Annotated in this window: 18 protein-coding genes and 1 pseudogene; 7 read left to right on the top strand and 12 right to left on the bottom strand. The window is 71.0% G+C overall.

Annotation, left to right across the window (positions count from 1 at the left end):
* Positions 1–107 precede the first annotated feature (107 nt).
* Positions 108–1,208 carry a glycosyltransferase family 4 protein gene (locus F5972_RS20980; RefSeq protein WP_150935286.1) on the top strand — a complete coding sequence of 367 codons (1,101 nt, stop codon included), beginning with the start codon at positions 108–110 and terminating at the stop codon, positions 1,206–1,208.
* A gap of 245 nt (positions 1,209–1,453) precedes the next feature.
* Here F5972_RS20980 and F5972_RS20975 read toward each other — a convergent pair whose 3' ends face one another.
* The 4 genes from F5972_RS20975 to cysS form a co-directional block, all read right to left on the bottom strand.
* Complete coding sequence (locus tag F5972_RS20975) at positions 1,454–2,230, bottom strand: enoyl-CoA hydratase-related protein (protein WP_150935285.1); 777 nt, start codon at positions 2,228–2,230, stop codon at positions 1,454–1,456.
* Positions 2,231–2,240: 10 nt separating this feature from the next.
* On the bottom strand, positions 2,241–3,575 hold the full coding sequence (locus F5972_RS20970) for a ferredoxin reductase domain-containing protein (RefSeq protein ID WP_150935284.1): 1,335 nt from the start codon (positions 3,573–3,575) through the stop codon (positions 2,241–2,243).
* On the bottom strand, positions 3,572–5,179 hold the full coding sequence (locus F5972_RS20965) for an amino acid adenylation domain-containing protein (protein WP_150935283.1): 1,608 nt from the start codon (positions 5,177–5,179) through the stop codon (positions 3,572–3,574). Before F5972_RS20965 ends, F5972_RS20970 begins: the two co-directional genes overlap by 4 nt.
* A 196-nt stretch (positions 5,180–5,375) precedes the next feature.
* Positions 5,376–6,752 carry a cysteine--tRNA ligase gene (cysS, locus tag F5972_RS20960; RefSeq protein WP_150935282.1) on the bottom strand — a complete coding sequence of 459 codons (1,377 nt, stop codon included), beginning with the start codon at positions 6,750–6,752 and terminating at the stop codon, positions 5,376–5,378.
* A 188-nt stretch (positions 6,753–6,940) separates the two neighbouring features.
* On the opposite strand from cysS, the gene F5972_RS20955 reads away from it, so the two are divergent.
* Positions 6,941–7,633 carry a DUF427 domain-containing protein gene (locus F5972_RS20955; RefSeq protein ID WP_225311695.1) on the top strand — a complete coding sequence of 231 codons (693 nt, stop codon included), beginning with the start codon at positions 6,941–6,943 and terminating at the stop codon, positions 7,631–7,633.
* Positions 7,634–7,659: 26 nt separating this feature from the next.
* Here F5972_RS20955 and F5972_RS20950 read toward each other — a convergent pair whose 3' ends face one another.
* The 5 genes from F5972_RS20950 to F5972_RS20930 form a co-directional block, all read right to left on the bottom strand.
* Positions 7,660–8,082: a type II toxin-antitoxin system VapC family toxin gene (locus F5972_RS20950; protein WP_150935280.1), complete on the bottom strand. Its 423-nt coding sequence runs from the start codon at positions 8,080–8,082 to the stop codon at positions 7,660–7,662.
* Positions 8,082–8,333 (bottom strand): type II toxin-antitoxin system Phd/YefM family antitoxin, encoded by a 252-nt coding sequence (locus F5972_RS20945; protein WP_150935279.1) that lies wholly within the window; start codon positions 8,331–8,333, stop codon positions 8,082–8,084. Before F5972_RS20945 ends, F5972_RS20950 begins: the two co-directional genes overlap by 1 nt.
* A gap of 32 nt (positions 8,334–8,365) precedes the next feature.
* Positions 8,366–8,833, bottom strand: coding sequence for a Clp protease N-terminal domain-containing protein (locus F5972_RS20940; RefSeq protein ID WP_150935278.1), 468 nt, complete (start codon positions 8,831–8,833; stop codon positions 8,366–8,368).
* 7 nt (positions 8,834–8,840) lie between these two features.
* Positions 8,841–9,044, bottom strand: a complete 204-nt coding sequence (locus tag F5972_RS20935; protein WP_150935277.1) for a helix-turn-helix domain-containing protein — start codon at positions 9,042–9,044, stop codon at positions 8,841–8,843.
* 267 nt (positions 9,045–9,311) lie between these two features.
* Entirely contained in the window at positions 9,312–9,599 is a 288-nt protein-coding gene (locus F5972_RS20930; RefSeq protein WP_150935276.1) for a hypothetical protein, read from the bottom strand.
* A gap of 238 nt (positions 9,600–9,837) precedes the next feature.
* Here F5972_RS20930 and F5972_RS20925 point away from each other — a divergent pair, with 238 nt between their 5' ends.
* From F5972_RS20925 to F5972_RS39430, 5 genes and pseudogenes are all read left to right on the top strand, one after another.
* Complete coding sequence (locus F5972_RS20925) at positions 9,838–11,301, top strand: XRE family transcriptional regulator (RefSeq protein WP_150935275.1); 1,464 nt, start codon at positions 9,838–9,840, stop codon at positions 11,299–11,301.
* A 22-nt stretch (positions 11,302–11,323) separates the two neighbouring features.
* On the top strand, positions 11,324–12,307 hold the full coding sequence (locus tag F5972_RS20920; RefSeq protein WP_225311694.1) for a phosphotransferase enzyme family protein: 984 nt from the start codon (positions 11,324–11,326) through the stop codon (positions 12,305–12,307).
* Positions 12,308–12,519: 212 nt separating this feature from the next.
* A complete protein-coding gene (locus F5972_RS20915) occupies positions 12,520–12,723 on the top strand; it encodes a cold-shock protein (protein WP_204284695.1) in 204 nt (67 codons plus the stop codon).
* A 124-nt stretch (positions 12,724–12,847) separates the two neighbouring features.
* Entirely contained in the window at positions 12,848–14,533 is a 1,686-nt protein-coding gene (locus tag F5972_RS20910; protein WP_150935274.1) for an alpha-amylase family protein, read from the top strand.
* A gap of 72 nt (positions 14,534–14,605) precedes the next feature.
* Positions 14,606–15,091 (top strand): annotated as a pseudogene (locus F5972_RS39430) (DUF998 domain-containing protein); the annotation flags it as partial.
* A gap of 78 nt (positions 15,092–15,169) precedes the next feature.
* On the opposite strand, the gene F5972_RS20900 reads toward F5972_RS39430, so the two are convergent.
* From F5972_RS20900 to F5972_RS20890, 3 genes are all read right to left on the bottom strand, one after another.
* Positions 15,170–16,201 (bottom strand): hypothetical protein, encoded by a 1,032-nt coding sequence (locus tag F5972_RS20900; protein WP_150935273.1) that lies wholly within the window; start codon positions 16,199–16,201, stop codon positions 15,170–15,172.
* A gap of 58 nt (positions 16,202–16,259) precedes the next feature.
* A complete protein-coding gene (locus F5972_RS20895) occupies positions 16,260–17,648 on the bottom strand; it encodes a dihydrolipoyl dehydrogenase family protein (RefSeq protein WP_150935272.1) in 1,389 nt (462 codons plus the stop codon).
* A 122-nt stretch (positions 17,649–17,770) separates the two neighbouring features.
* A complete protein-coding gene (locus F5972_RS20890; protein WP_150935271.1) occupies positions 17,771–18,748 on the bottom strand; it encodes a malate dehydrogenase in 978 nt (325 codons plus the stop codon).
* Positions 18,749–18,860: the final 112 nt, after the last annotated feature.

Genomic DNA, 18,860 nt, shown 5'->3' with positions numbered 1-18,860 from the left:
CGTGTCGTCCTCGTGCCATGATCCCACGTGGTCCGCGTCCCGCGACGCCACCCCTGCCGGGGAGCGGCCGGTTTGATGGGCATCGCGCGCTCTGTCAGGCTGACCCGGTGAGGATTCTCCACGTCAGCGACTGCTACCTGCCGCGGCTCGGAGGCATCGAGGTGCAGGTCGCCGATCTCGTCAGGGCGCAACGTGAGGCGGGTCACCTGGTCGAGGTGGTGACGGCGACGCCGGGGGAGCCGCTGCCCGGCGTGCACCGGGTGGTCGCGAACCTCCCGTTCGACCTGCCGGTGCACCCGCGCGGGACCGCCCACCTGCTGCGGATCATGGCGAGCGGGCGGTACGACGTCGCGCACGTCCACACCGGGGCCGTGTCGCCGTTCGCGTGGATGGGGGTGCGCGCGGCGGTGCGGGCCGGGCTCCCGGTGGTCGCGACCGTGCACAGCATGTGGGACCCGGTCACCCGGGGGATGTACCGGGCGCTGCAGGGCGCCTTCGGCTGGCGGCGCTGGGGGCTGGTCGTCAGCGCGGTCAGCGAGGCCGCCGCCCGGCCCATCCGCGAGGTGGCGGGCCCGCGTGTGCCGGTGCAGGTCGTCTCCAACGGGCTCGACGTCACCTCCTGGCGGCCCGGCCCGCACGGGCCTGTGGATGGGCCGGTGGACAGGGCCGTGCACGTGGTGGCGGTGGGCAGGCTCGCGCCGCGCAAGCAGCCGCTGCGGCTGCTCAAGCTGCTGGAGGCGGCGCGCTCGCGGGTGCCGGGGGACATCGCGATGCGCGCGACGATCGTGGGGGACGGCCCCGCCCGCGGGCGGATGGAGCGTTATCTGCGGGAGCGGCGGATGGGCTGGGTCTCGCTGCCGGGCAGGTACACCCGGGAGCAGATCAGGGCGCTGCTGGCGGTGGCCGACGTGTTCGTCGCCCCGGCCCCGCGCGAGTCGTTCGGGCTGGCCGCGCTGGAGGCCCGCGCGGCGGGGGTGCCGGTCGTGGCACGGGCGCAGAGCGGGGTGGCCGACTTCGTCAGGCCCGGCAAGGAGGGCCTGCTGGGCCGTACGTTCGACGACCTGGTCGCCTCGGTCGTCCGGTTGACCCGTGACTCCGCCCTGCGGCAGTCGATCGCCGAGCACAACCGGGAGACCGAACCGGTCAGGTGTTCCTGGCCCGCGGTGCTGGAGGGCTTCGCCCGCTGCTACGAGCTGGCCAGGGGCTGACCAGGGCCGTGCTCAGAACGGGAGGACCCTTCCCGAAGGGGTGCGCAGGTCGACCGGGGCTGGCGTTCTCGGCGGCCGCGGTCGCTGCACGATCTGCACCTTCTTCATCCGGCCCTCCTTTCGGCGGTGTCCGCTCGGCTGGTGCCGTCATGATTCCCATGATTTGGCCAGGATTACCCTCCGTGCGTCAGTTCTTGTTCTTGTAACATGCGCCGTCCGGTCACCCCGGCGTCTCCCGCCGCCGCTTACTGTCCGGGAGACGGGGCGTTGAAGGACGGGGCGCGCTTCTCGAGGAAGGCGCGCATGCCCTCCGACTGATCCGGGCCGCCGAACAGCGCATGGAAGACGCGCCGTTCGAAGAGCACGCCCTCCCGGAGAGAGGTCTCGTCCGCCCGGTTCACCGCTTCACGGGCGGCGACGACCGCCGGCTTGCTGAACGAGGCGATGGTGCCGGCGATCTCCACCGCCTCCTCCATCAGGCGGTCGCCGGGGACCACCCGGGAGACCAGGCCGGCGCGCTCGGCCTCGTCGGAGCCGAGCGTGCGCCCGGTGAGGATGAGGTCCATCGCCTTGGCCCGGCCGATCAGCCGGGTGAGGCGCTGGGTACCGCCGATGCCGGGGATCACGCCCAGCCGGATCTCTGGCTGGCCGAAGGTGGCCGTGTCGGCGGCGATGATGATGTCGCACATCATCGCCAGCTCGCAGCCGCCGCCGAGCGCGTGCCCGGCGACCGCGGCGACCTTCGGGGTGCGCAGCGCGGCGAATTCCTCCCAGCCGGCGAAGAAGTCCTCCTCGGCCATGTCGGCGGCGGTCCTGGCCGCCATCTCCCGGATGTCGGCCCCGGCTGCGAACGACCGGCCGGAGCCGGTGATCACGAAACAGCCGACCCCCGGGTCGCGGTCCAGCGGTCGCAGCGCGTCCATCAGGTCCGTCATCAGCTCGGTGCTCAGCGCGTTCAGCACCTCGGGGCGGTGCAGGCGCGCGATGACGACGCGGTCCACGCGCTCGATCTTCACGTTCATCGTTGCCCTCTCAGGAGTCCCAGATCGCGCCGTAGGCGGGGATCCCACGGCGCTCCAAGCCGTGCACGACCTGCCACGTGAGCTGCTTGTTCGAGATACAGATGACGGCCTCGGCGCCGAAGTCGGCATACGCTTCGTAGGCCAGCCGGACCATGTCGGGCTTGCCGTGCTCGGCGGTGTCCCACAGGACCGCGTCGGGCTGGACGGCAAGGATCTCGTCGACGAGCGTGTCGCCGTAGGTGTCCCGGTGCCGGCGCGCAGACCACACCAGCCGCGAGGGGACGGCGGCCGCCAGGAGGTGGGGCAGGCAGGGCCCGATCCCGCTGCCGGTCGCGACGTACACCACCTTGGTGAACAGGCTTTCGACATTGGCCACGCCCGCGGTGGTGATGCCCTTGACCCACACGTGCGACGGCAGGTCGTCGATGAAGGATCCTGTCCAGTCGCCGGCACGAGAGATCGTGAGTCTGAACCCCGACCGGCCGGGGGCCGGGACGTTGGCGAAGGAATGCCACTCCAGCAGCGGACTGCGGCTGACCGCGGTGGACGAGCCCGCGAACGGGGTGACGCCGTGGTCGAAGTGGACCAGCGCCACATGCGAGGAGGGTCGTTCGACGACCACCGGCACCCGGCGCAGCCGCAGCCACGGCAGTGCGATGCTGAACGTGATCACGGCCAGGATCCAGACGCTCGGCGCCGTCGCCGGGTCCTCCCCCGTGGCCCCTGCGAAGAGCATCGCCTGGATCCAGAAGAGCGCCAGCGCGGTCCAGCCGCCGAAGCGGTGCACGCGCTCGAAGAGGTCGTGGAATCTGGATCGCAGTGGTGGCGACGCCGTGACGACCATGCCCGCCAGCAGCGCCACCAGCGTGTAAGAGACCGCGACGGTTCCGGCCGACGCGCCGCCGCCCAGACCGTTCACGGCGTGGTAGGTGAGCCCGCCGACCAGGGCGAGGAACCAGAGCGTCCCGGCCAGGACGCCGCCGACGTGCAGCCCGCCGAAGTGGTAGACCTTGGCCAGCGTCCACCGGACCCGTAGCGGCCAGGTGGTGGGCGCCAGAGTGGCGAGCCTGAACAGCAGGTTGATGACGTACTGCTGGCGGATGACGATGCCCAGTGCGAAGTTGCCCAGCGCGGCGTGGGAAAGGGCGCGCAAGTCGACGCCGCCGCTCGTCCACCAGCCTCCCGGACCCAGGCCGTGCGCGAGCACGACCAGGTTCGCCACGAGCACGAGGACCGCCAGCCGGTTGTAGTGCATGAGGCGCGGATGTTTGAGGAGGCGCCGTGGCGGCGAGATCAGCTCGGGCAGTTCGATCTCGTGCGCTCGACGCGCGGCGTCGATCGTCATGACGCCACCTCCGCCAGGGCCAGCCTGAGCAGGGCGTCCTTGTCGACCTTGCCACGACTGGTCATCGGCAGCGCGACCATCGGATGGACAGCGGCCGGAACGCAGTAATAGGGAAGGGCGTCGGCCACGGCCTTCCTGGCCGCTGCTTGATCCAGATGGGCCGGGGCGACGAACGACACCAATGTCCTGTCGTCAAGCTTGAGCGTCGCCGCGCGGCTGCATCCGGGCACGGACTCCAGCACGGCCGAGACCGAATCCAGCTCGACCCGGAAACCTCGGATCTTGACCTGGTCGTCGCTTCGCCCCAGGTGTTCCAGTTCCCCGTCGGGTGTCCAACGCCCCAGATCCCGGGTCCTGAACATCATCCGGCCCCCGCCCAGGAACGGGTCGGGCGCGTAGCGTTCGCGGGTCAGCTCGGGATTCCGCAGGTATCCGGCCGACACGCACTCGCCCCCTGCCCACATCTCGCCGGCCTCGCCGATCGCGCACGGGTGGCGGTCCTCGTCGAGTACGTACACCGTGTTGTTGGGGGTGGGCCGGCCGATGGTGAGCCGGATCGCTGCCGGATCGTGGCGCTGCATCGTGTTGACGATGGTCGTCTCGGTCGGGCCGCACGCGTTGTAGAAGGCGCCGACGCCGGCCCACCGGTCGGCGAGCGCACGCGGGCAGGGCTCCCCTGCCACGGCCACGACCTCCACCCGGCGGCAGCGCCCGGGGTCCACCGAGGCCAGGATGGTGGGGGTGGCGATCACCACGTCGACGCTCTCCACGGTCTCCGCGATGTCCTTGCCGCGGATGACGAGCGTGGCGCCGTGGCTGAGGGCGCCGAGGATCTCCCAGGCCGCCATGTCGAACCCGATATTGAGGATCTGCCCGACGAGCAGGCCCGGGCGCATGCCAAGGTCGCCGGGCTCGGTGAGCAGGATGTTGCAGACGTTGCGGTGCGTGACCACGACCCCGTTGGGCGTGCCCGTGGTGCCCGAGGTGAACAGCACGTAGCAGCCGCCGTCCGGATCGATGCCCTCGGCGTCGAACGCGTCGTGGCCGTCTCCGAGGGGCTGGTCCATGACGGTGTCGACGGGGATGCACACCTGCCCGCCTGTCGCCGGGATGGTGGCCGCGACGTCCGACAGCGTGAGGATCACGCGCGTGTCCGCCGTCGCGATGACCTGCCGCAGGTGGGCTACGGGCGCGATGCCCACGTCCTGCGGCACGTACGCCGCGCCCGCCTTGAGCGCGGCCAGCAGCCCGGCGACCATGGGGATCCCGCGCCGGGCGAAGAGCCCGACGTTGTCCCCCGGGAGGACGCCGTGCCGGGCCAGCAGCGCCGCCAGCCGGTTGGCCTGGCGGTCGAGCTCGCCGTAGGTGATGGTTTCGCCGAGGTGGGTCGCGGCGACCACGTGCGGCGTCGCCGCGGCCCATCGCTCGAACGCGTGATGGATGTGCGAATGGGGGACCGCCCAGCTCGGGCCCTGCCCGAATCGCTGGAAGAGACGGCGGTCCTCAGCTGACAGCAGGTTCAGCAGCGGCGTGGACCAGGGTCGCTCGCCGGCCTGCGGGTGAGCTGTGGCACGGTCTTCTGGCCGGTGACTCGGATCACTCATATCCCAGCCTTCACATCGGGAAACAGAGATCGCCATGAGACCAGAGGACTGATCTTCAAACACTTTCGATTTGCTTACGGAACTCCTCCGTCGCAGAGGCCTGAGAGCGCGGACTCCGACCGGCCCGCGCCGGCCCGGCCCCCGGAGGAGACGCGGAGGGAGACATGGTGCGGCGGACCGCGCCGGCATGAATGATCTATCTGATAAGCACGGGGTGCTCGATTTGGGAGCGATTAGCGAGCGTCGTCTCGATGTGCTGTTCCATGGCCCGCGCCCGATCGTGATCACCCTGCCGGGCGCTGGCGGAGGCGAGATTGCGAACCACCCGCAGCACCGCTCCCGCGACTTCCTGCAGATGCGTTTCCCGGTGCCAGTTCGCGCTGAGCGGGTCGAGACCGAGGACATTCAGCATGGCCCGGGCCGAGCGGCATTCCCGCGCCGCCCTCTCACGGTCCCCGGCGGCCAGGGCGGCGTTGCCGTCCGCCACCGCCGCGTGGACGGCGGCCAGGGCCTGCGGCACGTTCAGGTCGCTGTCCATCGCCGCGCTGAACTGCGTGGGAAGGGGGGCGGGAAGAGGGCCGGACGGGGGAGCGGCGTCGGGGCCCGCCCGCACCACGAACCTCTCGACGCGCCGGTAGGCCGCGGCCGCCTCGTCCAGGGCGTCGAGGCTGAATTCGACCGGAGACCGGTAATGGGCCGCCGCCAGGTAATAGCGGAGTTCGGCCGGCCGTACGCGGTCGAGCAGGGCCGGGAGGGCCAGCGGGTTGCGCAGGTGTTTACGCACTTTCTCGCCGCCCTGGGTGACCGGGCCGTTGTGCAGCCAGAATCGCGCGAACGCGTCCCCGGCGGCGCGTGACTGGGCCATTTCGTTCTCGTGGTGCGGAAATATCAGGTTGACCCCGCCGCCGTGGATGTCGAATTCCGTGCCGAGATATCGGCGGGCCATCGCGGAGCATTCCAGATGCCACCCCGGGCGCCCCTCGCCCCAGGGTGAGTGCCACACCGGCTCGCCGGGCTTGGCGCTCTTCCACAACGCGAAATCGCGCGGGTCGCGTTTCCCGCGTTCGTTTTCCTCGGCCCCCCGCAGATGCCGGGCCTGCTGCCGGGAAAGGGACCCGTAGTGCGGATAGGAGTCGACCGAGAAATAGACGTTGCCGTCGGCCTCGTAGGCGTGCCCGGCCGCCACGAGTTCCTCGATCATCTCGATCATCTCGGGGATGTGCCCGGTCGCCCGGGGCTCCACGCTGGGGGGAAGGCAGCCGAGGGCGGCGTAGGCGCGTACGAAGGCGCGGTGCACGGGATCGGTGATCCGCCACCATGGAATTCCTTCGGTAAGCGACCTGCCGATTATCTTGTCCTCGATGTCGGTGACGTTCCGGCAGAGCAGGACCTCATATCCGCTGTTTTTCAGCCAGCGGTGCAGAATATCGAAGTTCACCTGCGACCTGAGCTGTCCCACGTGCGGCGGAACGACGACGGTGGGACCGCAGAGATAAATCGACACCTTTCCGGGAATTCGGGGGACGAAATCGCGGACGGCGCGGCGATGCGTATCGTAAAGGCGAAGACCCACCTAGCCGAGGGTAAGCGACTAATCCGCTCGCTGTCGATAGTGCGGGCCGACCGGGGTTCGCACACCGGGAAATGTCGATTGTGAGGGTGTGTGCGGGTGGGGGAATAAGGACGTCTCGCCCGCTCGTTGCCGCTGCCATGGAGCCGACGAAACGGGGCCGTGTCCGGGTGGAACCGACGGCCAAGCGCGTGCGCGTCTATGTCGAGGGACTGCCGGTGGCCGACACCACTCGCGCCCTGCTGGTCTGGGAGGGTCCCTACTACCCGACGTACTACTTCCCGGTGGAGGACGTCCGCATGGACGCGCTCAAGGCCACCGGCGAGACGCGGCACTCGCCGAGCCGGGGCGACGCGCCGGTCCACGACGTGGCGGGCAGGCCGGGCGCCGCCCTGGTTCACGGCGACGACGCGCCGCTGGAGGAGATCCGCGGGCACGTCCGCTTCGACTGGGACGCGATGGACAACTGGTTCGAGGAGGACGAAGAGGTCTTCGTGCACGCCCGCGACCCCTACACCCGCGTGGACGTCCTGGCCAGTTCGCGCCACGTCCGCGTCGAGGTGGGCGGCGTCACCGTCGCCGACTCGCGCAGTCCGCGCATCCTGTTCGAGACCGGCCTGCCCCCGCGCTACTACCTGCCCAAGACAGACGTGCGGCTGGATCTGCTCCGCCCGTCGGAGACCGTGACACGTTGCCCGTACAAGGGACGGGCGGAGTACTGGTCGGTCGGCGAGGACGAGCCGGGCAGGGACCTCGTCTGGTCGTATCCCACTCCGCTCCCGGAGTCACAGAAGATCGCCGGCCTGGTCGCCTTCTACGACGAGAAGGTGGACGTCTACATCGACGGCGTGCTCCAGTCCCGCCCGAAGACCAAGTTCGCCTAGCGACCGGGTTCGCCTGACCCCGCCGGTCAGCCGTGCAGGCTGAACGGATTGAGCACGGAAACTCCGGTGCCCTCGAAATCCTTGACGTTCCGGCTGACCAGGGTCCAGCCGTTCACTCTCGCTGTGGCCGCGATCAGGCCGTCCGCGGTCGGCAGTGTCCGTACGGCGTTGAGCCGTCCCCACTCCTCGGCCACCTCAGGAGTGACGGGGACGATCCGGTCGCCGAACCGACGGAGCAGGGCGTGCAACCAGCCTTCGAGCACGGCCGCCTGGGCAGGGTCGTTGCGCCTGCGGAGTTCGACCCCGCAGCGAATCTCGCCGACAGTGAGGCTGCTCAGATACAGCGTGGGACCGTGTGCGGCACCGATCCAGTCCCTGACGGCGACGCTTCCGTTGCGCTTGCGCACCTCTGACACCACGTTGGTGTCCAGCAGATAACCGGCTGCCATCAGCCGAGATCCACCTCTCGCGGCAGGTCCTTGTTGCGAGGGAACTCGATGTCGTCGTTCCAGTCGGGATCCGCGAGGAGGAAGTGAGCAAAGTCGGGAGGGTCCCCATGCAGGCGGCGATATTCGACGATGTCGATGACAACCGCGACCTCCTCACCGTGCCTGGTGACCACCTGGGGGCCCTCGTCCAGCGCGCGGCGCACCACTTCGCTGAATCGTTGTTTCGCCTCCTGCACCTGCCAGGCGGTCATGGCGTGCTCCTGTCTAGTCTGTCCAGACTGGATTATAGGAGCCGGCGGACGGCGGCGCGGTCGATGTGGAGGCGTTCGATCAGTTCGGCGGCCGGGTCGGGGCGTTCGAGTTCGAGCAGGGCGGTCAGCAGGTGACGGGGGGCCAGGTCGCGGCTCCCGGTCGGACTGGCGTCGACGGCCCGGTGGACGGTGGCACGGGCCCCGGTGGTGAGCGTGCCCACGGACAGGGCCGGGTGCCGGCGGGGGGCCGCCGACGGCGGGAGGTCCGCGACGCGGACGCCGATGGCCTCCAGTGCCTCGCGGTCCATGCCGTCGAGGGCGGCGCGGGCGTCGTCGAGGCCCGCGCCGAGGGCGCGGGCGGGCTCGGCCGCGGGCTCGGCGAGCAGGCCGAGCAGCAGGTGTTCGGTGCCGACGCGCCGGTCTCCCCGCCGCCTGGCCTCTTCCTGGGCGGCGGTCACCACCCTGGCGAACGGGCTCTTCTTCGTGAATCGTCCGAGCATCGCATCCTCACTTCCCGTACTTCGCGTGCACCGACTGCCGGGACATCCCGAGGGCGTCCCCGATCTGCTCCCATGTCCAGCCCTGTTCGCGGGCCCGGGCGACGGACGCCGCCTCGACCTGCTCGGCCAGCCTGCGCAGGGCGGTGACGGCGCGCAGGGCCACGGCCGGGTCCGCGTCGGCGACCCGCTGCGAGAGAACTTCGGGATCCATGCCTGTCAGTCTGGGCTGACAACGAGCGTTGTGTCAACCCAGACTGACAGAGCGATCGGTCTGGTGCCGCGAGCTCCCGGCGGAAGCGGACGGAGGCTCCCCGTCATGCGGACGGGCGAGGAGCGGGACGGGTGAGGCGTGGCTGGTCCGGCCGGACGGGACCGTCGGGCGGGCGGGGGACCGCTGCGCCGGGGGCCGGCCCGGCCGGCGCGCCGTCCCACTGGTTCGTCCCCGCGGCGCCGTCCGGCCGGCGTTCGAAGCGTCCGGTCAGCGGCGGATGACGTGCAGGACGCTGGCGATGCGTTCGGCGGCGGTGACGACGTCCGAGGCGTGGCCGATGCGGCCCGCCCAGGACAGCCAGTACCACCACTCGCCGTCGCTGGCGTTGGACGCCAGCACGTCCTCGGCCATCGTGGGCTCCATGGGGTTGATGACACGCAGACGCGGGTAGAGGCCCGCGGGCGCAGTCATGCGTACCTGGAACGAGTGGGCCTCCAGTTGCGCCGCGAGCCGCTCCAGGTGGTCCATCGCCGCACTACGGTCTACCGTCGTCATCGTCGCCTCCGGGGAACGTTGGACCTATCACCGGAAAGGGTGAACCCGCTACGACACACCGGCAATCGTCCGGATCCCGCGAAACCGCGCAATAACCAGGGAACTCGCCCCGATTCCGTGGAACAGACGCGGGTTCCCGGCCACGAACGCATAACAGTCGCCGGGGGTTGGGTGCCTGCTCCTTTACGTTGGGGAAACAACCGTAAACGGGGACTCTGCACAAACGGAGGGCGTGTCCATGGCCCGCGGAGAGCACTCACCCGCTTGCGCGCGACGCTGGCGCGAACAGGCGCAGATTCGGCAGTGGACGCTGTGGCAGACCGTCCAGGCGATCCACGGGTGCTGCGGCGTCAGCCTGCTGAAGGCCCACCGCCTCGGGCGCGGCTGGTCGGCCCGGCAGGCCATCGAGGAGCTGGAGCACCTGTGTGACCAGCAGGACCTCGGGCACCCGCACGCGAGCATCGACCTGCTGAACGCCTGGGAGAACAACCGCGCCCGCCCCCGCCCGCAGACGATCGACCTGCTGGCCCGCTTGTATCGTGCCAACGCCGTACGGCTCGGTCTCGCCGCCGACTACTGCGAGGACACGGGCGGGCAGCGGATCGTCGTGGTGGGGCCGGGCCAGACCGGCGAGCAGGCCCGCACGGAGGACCTGACCGCCGACGACGCCGAGCGCCGGGCGCTGTTCCACCAGGCGATGCTGCTGGGCACGCCGAACGGCCGGTTCTTCGCCGAGGTCGAGGGCATCCGCCACGAGCTCGACCGCACCCTCGCCATGGGCACGGTGAACGAGGACCAGCTCGACCGGCTGGACGAGCAGGTCCTGCGCTACCGCCGTGAGTACATGACGACCCCGCCGATGCCGATGCTCTGCCGGGTCATGCTGGAGATCTCCGACGTGCGCCGGCTCAGCGCCGCCCGCCAGCCGTCCTCGGTGCAGCGCCGCCTGCTCACCGCGACCACGATGCTCACGCTGCTCGCCGCCGACGCGCTGATGAAGCTGGGCGACACGCGCCAGGCCCACACGTGGTACGGCACCGCCCGGGCCGCCTCCGACGACGTGGGCGACCTGCGGCTGCGCGCGCTCGTCCGCGCCCAGCAGACGATGCTCCTGTACTACTACGGCGACCTGAACGAGACCGTCCGCCTCGCCCGCGAGGCGCGGATGCTGGCCGGCTCGGCCCCCAGCTCCCCGGCGGCGCTCGCGGCGGCGGCCGAGGCCCGCGCGCTGGCCAGGATGGGAGACGGCAAGGCGGCCAGGATCGCGCTCGCCGAGGCCGAGCAGATCTTCGCCCGGATGCGCGGCATGAGCCAGGACGACCTGGCCTTCGTCTTCACCGAGAAGCGGATGACGTTCTACCGCACCGGCACCCTGATCGAGCTGGGGGACGCCCAGAAGATCCAGGGGATGGACACGTTCCCGCCGGGGTTCCAGACGATCGACCCGGCGCTGATCCTGCTCGACCAGGCGAGCCACCTCGCGAGGAGCGGCGACCACGAGGAGGCGTGCCGGATCGCGGCCGAGGCGCTGCGGCAGGTGCCGGCCGAGCACCGCACCTCGATCGTGGTCACCCGCGCCAGGGCCCTGCTCGCGGACGCCGACCCCTCCCTGCCCGCCGTACGGCGCCTGCGGCAGGTGCTGGCCGAGTCGTCGCCCGCGCTCGTGCTGAGCGGGCTGTTCCCGTCCGCAGAGAACGCCTGACGCCGTCGTGAGGACCTCCGGCATGAGGATCATGGAACGCCCGTCGCTGGCCGAGGAGGCGTTCGAGGTCCTGCGCGAGGTCTGCGCGCGGATCGGGGTCGACGCGCGTGGCGCGCAGCTCATGCGGCTGCGCAGCAACGCCGTCTTCAAGCTGCGCGCGACCGCGCCGGGCTGGGACAGGGCAGGCGGTGGCAGGGCAGGCGGTGACACGGCAGGCGGTGACAGGGCGAGCGGCGAGATGGTGGTGCGGATCGCGACGGCGCCGGACGCGCTGACCCGCCTGCCGGTGGTCCTGGCGGTCGCCCGCTGGCTCGCCGACCGGGGCTTCCCGACCGTGCGGCCGGTCGACGAGATCCCCGGCCAGCCCATCGTCCACGAGGGGCGGGCGGTGACCTTCTGGCGGTACGTCCCCTCCCGGGGCCGTCCGACGACCCGGCAACTCGGCCGGGTGCTGCGCAGCCTCCACCGCGAGCCGGTGCCGCAGATGGGGCTGCGGACGCTCACCGACCCGCTGGCCGAGGTGCGGCACGCGGTGGAGCAGCGGGCCGAGGTGCTCACACCCGGGCAGCGGTCCTGGCTGAGCGACCGCATCGAGGAGCTCACCGGGCGCTGGCGCGACCTGGACACCGGCGCGCCGGTGCTGCTGCACGGAGACGCCTGGATCGACAACCTGCTGCGCTGCCAGGACGGGCACGTGGTGCTGTGCGACTGGGACGGCGTGGCCGTCGGGCCGCGCGAGTGGGATCTGGTGCACACCTATCACGGGCAGCGCCGGTTCGGGCTGTCGACGGACGACGTGGACGGCTTCGCCCACGCGTACGGCTCCGACCTGCGGCAGTGGCCGGGCTACGGCACGCTCATGGAGGTGCGGGACATGTACGCCGTGGGCATCCACATCCGCAACGCCGCGGGAGACCCGTTCTCCCGGCAGGAACTGCCCCGCCGGCTCGACTCGCTCACGCGCGGTGACGGCCACGCCCGCTGGTACATGGCGGCACCGGCATAGCCTCAGGTAATCGCGGGTACTGTCCGTACAGGCTGTGAGTGTCGCAGTGGACGATTTCCAAAAACGTGGTCTGTGAAAAGCGCACCCGGGTTGCTCCCGGCGGCGGGCGTGCGTGCCATTCCAGCGTCCCACGCGGATGGGCGACGATTCCGCTACGCAGCCTCATGCTCCCGACCTGGGAACATGGTGCGGCTTCCAAGAAGGAGAAGCAGTTGTCTGAAGGCACTGTCAAGTGGTTCAACTCCGAAAAGGGCTTCGGTTTCATCGCCCCGGACGACGGCACCCCTGACGTGTTCGTTCATTATTCGGCGATAACGTCGAACGGTTACCGTACGCTGGACCAGAATCAGCGGGTCAGTTACGTGACCGTTCAGGGCACCAAGGGACCGCAGGCCGAACAGGTCACGCCGCTGTAGATCGTGACCCTCGGTGACGGTGCGGCTGTGATCGGCCGCACGTGCGGTACCGCGTCGGCCCGCGCCGTTCCGGCGGCGCGGGCCCGATGTTTTGCCGTTCCTTTGCCGGGAAGCGGGAACGGTCATGAGACTCAGCATGACCTCCGACCTCTGGTGGAAGAACGCGGTCGTGTACTGCCTCGACATCGAGACCTTCGCCGACGGCAACGGCGACGGGATCGGCGACTTCCGGGGCGCGATCCAGCGCATCGACCACCTCGACAGGATGGGTGTCACGTGCATCTGGCTGATGCCGTTCTTCCCGACGCCTGACAAGGACGACGGGTACGACATCACCGACTTCTACAGCGTCGACCCGCGCCTGGGGACGCTCGGCGACTTCGTCGAGTTCATGCGGGTGGCCAGGGACCGCGGCATCAGGGTCATCGCCGACCTCGTGGTCAACCACACCTCCGACCAGCATCCCTGGTTCAAGGAGGCGCGTTCGAGCCGGAACTCCCGCTACCGCGACTGGTACATCTGGTCGGACAAGCCGGAGCCGGACGACCCCGAGGGCGTGGTGTTCCCCGACAAGGAGGACAGTCTCTGGGAGTACGACGAGAAGACCGAGCAGTATTACTACCACCGGTTCTACCGGTTCCAGCCCGACCTCAACACCGCCAACCCCGAGGTGCAGGACGAGATCTCCCGCATCCTCGGCTTCTGGATGGAGCTCGGCCTGTCGGGGTTCCGGGTGGACGCCGTGCCGTTCCTCATCGAGCAGGTCACCGACAGCGGTGACGACCTGCCCGACCCGCACGAGTTCTTCGCCTGCCTGCGGGCGTTCCTCAGCCGTCGCGACGGCAGCGCGATCCTGCTCGGCGAGGTCAACCTGCCGTACCCGGACCTGGTGAAGTACTTCGGCAACGACCTCGGCGACGAGCTCACCATGTGCTTCGACTTCATCAGCATGCAGCGGACGTACCTGTCGCTCGCGCGCAAGGACGCCCGGCCGCTCGCCGCCGCGCTGCGGGAGCGGCCCAACCCGCCCAGGGACAGCCAGTGGGCGACGTTCATGCGCAACCACGACGAGCTCACGCTCGACAAGCTCAGCGACTCCGAGCGCGAGGAGATCTTCGCGGAGTTCGGCCCGGACAAGGACATGCAGGTGTTCGGGCGTGGTCTGCGGCGCCGCCTGCCGACGATGCTCGGCGGCGACCTGGAGCGGATCAAAATGGTCTACAGCCTGCTGTTCTCCCTGCCGGGCACCCCTGTGCTCTTCTACGGCGAGGAGATCGGCATGGGGGAGAACCTTGAGCTGGAGGGCCGTCTCGCCGTACGGACGCCCATGCAGTGGACCCCCCATCGCAACGGCGGCTTCAGTGAGGCCGACCCCGCGAAGGTCGGCCTGCCCATCACGAAGGGTGACTTCGGCCCCGAGAAGGTGAACGTCAGCGCGCAGGAACGCGACCCCGACTCGCTCCTGGCGTGGATCACCCGCCTGATCCGGCACTACCGCGACTGCCCGGAGTTCGCCTGGGGGAAGTACACCGTGCTCGACACGGGCGTGGACGCGGTGTTCGCGCACCGCGCGGACTGCGACGGCGAGACGGTCGTCGCCGTGCACAACCTCGGCGACGCCGAGACCGAGGTGGAGCTCGCGCTGGAGGGGCTCGACTCGTCGAAGGTGCTGACCGACCTGCTCGTGGACGGCCGGATCGAGATCGGCGACTCGGGCCGGGTCAGCTTCCCCATGGGCCGGTACGGCTGCCGCTGGTTCCGGGCCTCCACCCCCGAGACCGCCCCCGCAGACTCCTCCGACCCTTCCTAGGGGACGCCTCAGGGGCGGCTCCGGTGGATCTCCGATGGGCCGCCGCCATCCCCATGGCCACAGTGGGGAGCCATGGGGATGGTCTTGGGATACGTGCTGGTCGCCGCCGGCTCCGCCGTGATGTTCGTGCTTCATCTGACGGCCGGGCTCGACCCGCTGACGGACATGATCAGTGAGTACGCGTTCGCGCCGCACGGCCTGCTGCTGCCCGTCTCGCTGACGCTGCTCGCGGCCGGCTCCGCCGTGCTCGCCGTACGGCTGGCGCGGCTGGACCGGCGCGCGGCCCTGCTGGTCGGCGCGTGGAGCGGCTGCCTGCTGCTGGTCGCCGGGTTCCCGACCGACCGGCCCGGGCTGTCGCTGTCGGTGTCCGGGGGCATCCACCGCTACGCGGCGTTCGCCGCGTTCGTCAGTCTTCCGCTGGCCGGGCTGCTCGTCGCGAGGGCCACCCGCTCGCGGCCGGTCCGGCTGCTGTGCGCGGCCGCGCTCGGGTCGCTCGTCCTGGTGCTCGTGCCGTACGCCCTCCGCGCACTCGGCCTCGACCCCGGCATGGTGCCCGCCGGTCTCACGCAGCGCCTGACCGTCGTCTCCGAGGTGGTGGCGCTGCTGGTGATGGCGGCCTCGGCCGCCTCCGCGGTGTCAGCCGCCGCAGCTCAGGTACGCGAAGGCGCCGGACCGGACCTTGTAGGAGTCGCGCACCCGGGTCCGGCCCGTCTCGGTGTCGACCCTCAGGACGGTCACCACGTCGCGGGATCCCCGCGCCCGGACGAGGTGCAGGGTCACCTCGTGCCCGCCGGTCCAGTCGATCATGTCGAGCGCGGCGTCCTCCGGCAGCGAGAAGCCGACCGAGCCCGTCGGCTGGTCGGTCGCGACGTCGTAGAAGCGCAGCCTCGCCTTCTTGCCGAGGCCGGTGACGAAGGCGACCGTGCGGTCGTCGGCGGACAACGCCCACGGGCCGTTGTTGGCCACGATCTGGGGCGGGACGGCGGCGGCCAGCTCGGCGCCCGTGTCGTCGTGGACGGACAGCCCGATGGTGTTCGCGTCGCCGGCCCGCTGCAGGAGGACGGCCGAGCCGTCCCCGCTGAAGCCGGAGAACGCGTCCGTCTCCGGGGTGGTGCCGGTCGCGCTCGCCCGCGCCACGTCGAACAGGCGCACCCGGGTGCGGCCGTCCTTCGTGGTGTAGCCGAGGGCCAGGCGGTCGCCGTCCTGGGAGAGCTTCAGCCAGGCCTCGTTCATGCCGACGCCGCGCGGCAGCGGATTCCGCGGCATCACGCGGACCGCGCTCCGATCCCCGTGGAACTCGCGTACGACGAGCCGGTGGTCGGACCTGCGGAAGTAGGACACCGACTCGCCGTCGCCGCTCACGGTGAGCGGGGCGCTGTTGGTCCTGTCGGGCCTGCCCTTGGCGGTCAGCGGCCACAGCATGGCGTCCTTGAGCGCGACCCGCCTGCCGTCGAGCAGGTCCAGCCGCCAGGTGTGGCAGGGCGTGGTGGTGCCGTCCCTGCGCGGGCAGGAGTCCACCGACGCGTAGCGGATCATGTGGTGGGAGGCCCGTGCGTGCGCGGCCGCCGGGACGGTCAGTGCCGGAACGGCCAGCACGGTCAGCATCGTCAGCGTGGTCAGGGCGAGGCCGGTCAGTCCCCGTGTGATCGGCCGGGTGGGGTGCTGCATGATCATCTCCTCTCTGGGATGTCATGCATTGGATCCGCCCTGGACCCGGCCGGTTCTGTCACGTGTTGATATCGGCCTGCCGGTGGTCGAGGGTCTCCAGCGCGTCCTCGACGGCACGGTGGAAGGTCGGATACGCGTACATCATGTGCCGCAGCCGCGCGGTGGGGATCTCGTTCTGCACCGCCACCACGAGCGCGCCGAGGACCTCGCCGCCCGCCGGCCCGCTGCTGGTGGCGCCGACGAGCACCCCGCGCCGCGCGTCCTCGACCAGCTTGACCAGGCCCTCGTGCCCGGGCCCGTGGATCCAGCCCCGGGCCGAGTCGCCGAGGGCGGCGAACCCCACCCGCACCTCGACGCCGGCCTCCCGGGCCTCCCGCTCGGTCAGGCCGACCGCGCCCACCTCCGGGTCGGTGAACGTGACGCGCGGCACCGCGCGGTAGTCGGCGGCGGGCCCGCCCTCGCCGAGGATGTCGCGGGCGGCGATCCTGCCCTGGTAGACGGCGACGTGCGTGTAGGCTCCGCGGCCGGTCACGTCGCCCACCGCCCAGACGCCGTCGGCGGCCCGCATCCGCTCGTCCACCTCGACGAAGCGGGCCTTCTCGTCCAGGCCGGCGTTCCCGGCGCCGATCGCCGCGAGGTCGATGTCGCGCCCGGTGGCCACCAGCAGGTGCTCGGCGCGCAGGGTCCGGCCGTCGCCGAGCGTCAGTGTGAAGCCGTCGCCGTCGTGCCGCACCCGCTCGACGGCGACCCCGATGCGCGTCTCGACGCGTTCCCCGGCGAACACGCGGGCCAGCAGCGCGCCCGCCTCCGGCTCCTCGCGGGGCAGCAGGCGGCCGGCGCCCTCCACGATCGTGACCCGGGCGCCGAACCGGGCGAAGACCTGGGCGAGCTCGCAGCCGACCGGTCCGCCGCCGAGCACGATCAGCGACTCGGGCACCCGCCGCGCCACGACGGCGTCCCGGTTGGTCCAGTACGGCGTGCCCTCCAGGCCGTCGATCGGCGGAACGGCGGGAGTGGTGCCGGTGGCGACGACGATCCCCCGGCGGGCGCGCAGCCGGCGGCCGTTCACGGTCACCTCGCGCGGGCCGGTGATCCGGCCGCGGCCGCGGACGACCTCGACCCCGGCGCTCTCGAAGTGCTCGGCCTTGTCGGCGTCGCTCCAGTCGTCGGTGCCCTCACCGGTGATCCGGTCGATCACCGGGGCCCACGCCGGGGTCACCCGGACCGACCCGGCCACGCCGGGCACGCGACGGGCCTCGGCCAGCAGGCCGGCCGCGCGCACCATCATCTTCGAGGGGACACAGCCCCAGTAGGCGCACTCGCCCCCGATCAGACCGGCCTCCACGGCGGCCACGCCGAGCCCGGCCTCCGCCAGCCGTCCCGCGACGCCCTCGCCGCCGGGTCCCATGCCGAGCACCACAACGTCGTAGGCGCCGTCTGCAGTCATGCCCGTCCACTGCCCGCGGAAGGCCACAGCGCACCCGATGCACGGTAATGCCGGGAAAAACGTGCGGGGGCGGGCCGTGACCGGCCCGCCCCCGCCTCACGCGGTGTGTCAGATGAGGTCTGTCAGATGAGGCCGAGCGCCTTGACGGCGTCGCGCTCCTCCACCAGCTCGCCGACCGAGGCGTCGATCCGCTCCCGGGAGAACGCGTCGATCTCCAGGCCCTGGACGATCTCCCAGCGGCCGTTCCTGGACACGACGGGGAAGGACGAGATGAGGCCCTCCGGCACGCCGTACGAGCCGTCGGACGGCACCGCGGCGGAGGTCCAGTCGCCCTCGGGCGTGCCGTTCACCCAGTCGTGCACGTGGTCGATCGCCGCGTTGGCGGCGGACGCGGCCGAGGACGCACCGCGCGCCTCGATGATCGCCGCGCCGCGCTTGGCGACGGTCGGGATAAAGGTGTCGCGCAGCCACTCCTCCTCGACGAGCTCGGCCGCGACCTTGCCGCCGACCTCGGTGTGGAAGAGGTCCGGGTACTGCGTCGCGCTGTGGTTGCCCCAGATCGTCATCTTGCTGATCTCGGTCACCGGCACGCTCAGCTTGCCGGCGAGCTGCGACAGCGCGCGGTTGTGGTCGAGGCGGGTCATCGCGGTGAACCGCTCGGCCGGCACGTCGGGAGCGGCGGACCGTGCGATCAGCGCGTTGGTGTTGGCCGGGTTGCCCACGACGAGCACGCGGATGTCGTCGGCGGCGTTGTCGTTGATGGCCCTGCCCTGCGGGCCGAAGATCCCGCCGTTGGCCTCCAGCAGGTCGCCGCGCTCCATGCCCTTCGTACGGGGCCGGGCGCCGACGAGCAGCGCGACGTTGGCGCCGTCGAAGGCCTTGGCCGGGTCGTCGGAGATCTCGATGCCGCGCAGCAGCGGGAACGCGCAGTCGTCGAGCTCCATCGCCGTGCCCTCGGCCGCCTTCACGGCCTGCGGGATCTCCAGGAGGCTGAGCTTCACCGGGGTGTCGGCCCCGAGAAGCTGGCCCGAGGCGACGCGGAACAGCAGCGCGTAACCGATCTGGCCGGCCGCACCGGTGACGGTCACTTTGACGGTCATGACGATCCCCATTCGCGATATGTGTGACTCACGGATGCTACCCGCCGGACCCCGTCCCCTCGTGACCAGGTCAGGTTCGCGTCCGGCGGCGTCCGGCCCGGCGGAACGCCGA

Origin of the sequence: Microbispora cellulosiformans (assembly GCF_008728085.1) — a bacterium.
Taxonomy (GTDB): Bacteria; Actinomycetota; Actinomycetes; order Streptosporangiales; family Streptosporangiaceae; genus Microbispora; species Microbispora amethystogenes.
Note: the sequence above shows the minus strand (reverse complement) of the source record. Positions and strands in the feature narration are given on the sequence as shown.

What these genes read in the sequence shown, in the direction of transcription:
- F5972_RS20900 (WP_150935273.1), bottom strand. Translation starts at nt 16,201, where the DNA reads ATGCAGCACCCCACCCGGCCGATCACACGGGGACTGACCGGCCTCGCC.
- F5972_RS20945 (WP_150935279.1), bottom strand. Translation starts at nt 8,333, where the DNA reads ATGACCGCCTGGCAGGTGCAGGAGGCGAAACAACGATTCAGCGAAGTG.
- F5972_RS20890 (WP_150935271.1), bottom strand. Translation starts at nt 18,748, where the DNA reads ATGACCGTCAAAGTGACCGTCACCGGTGCGGCCGGCCAGATCGGTTAC.
- F5972_RS20920 (WP_225311694.1), top strand. Translation starts at nt 11,324, where the DNA reads ATGAGGATCATGGAACGCCCGTCGCTGGCCGAGGAGGCGTTCGAGGTC.
- F5972_RS20970 (WP_150935284.1), bottom strand. Translation starts at nt 3,575, where the DNA reads ATGACGATCGACGCCGCGCGTCGAGCGCACGAGATCGAACTGCCCGAG.
- F5972_RS20935 (WP_150935277.1), bottom strand. Translation starts at nt 9,044, where the DNA reads ATGGATCCCGAAGTTCTCTCGCAGCGGGTCGCCGACGCGGACCCGGCC.
- F5972_RS20965 (WP_150935283.1), bottom strand. Translation starts at nt 5,179, where the DNA reads ATGAGTGATCCGAGTCACCGGCCAGAAGACCGTGCCACAGCTCACCCG.
- F5972_RS20910 (WP_150935274.1), top strand. Translation starts at nt 12,848, where the DNA reads ATGAGACTCAGCATGACCTCCGACCTCTGGTGGAAGAACGCGGTCGTG.
- F5972_RS20975 (WP_150935285.1), bottom strand. Translation starts at nt 2,230, where the DNA reads ATGAACGTGAAGATCGAGCGCGTGGACCGCGTCGTCATCGCGCGCCTG.
- F5972_RS20930 (WP_150935276.1), bottom strand. Translation starts at nt 9,599, where the DNA reads ATGACGACGGTAGACCGTAGTGCGGCGATGGACCACCTGGAGCGGCTC.
- F5972_RS20925 (WP_150935275.1), top strand. Translation starts at nt 9,838, where the DNA reads ATGGCCCGCGGAGAGCACTCACCCGCTTGCGCGCGACGCTGGCGCGAA.
- F5972_RS20950 (WP_150935280.1), bottom strand. Translation starts at nt 8,082, where the DNA reads ATGGCAGCCGGTTATCTGCTGGACACCAACGTGGTGTCAGAGGTGCGC.
- F5972_RS20940 (WP_150935278.1), bottom strand. Translation starts at nt 8,833, where the DNA reads ATGCTCGGACGATTCACGAAGAAGAGCCCGTTCGCCAGGGTGGTGACC.
- F5972_RS20895 (WP_150935272.1), bottom strand. Translation starts at nt 17,648, where the DNA reads ATGACTGCAGACGGCGCCTACGACGTTGTGGTGCTCGGCATGGGACCC.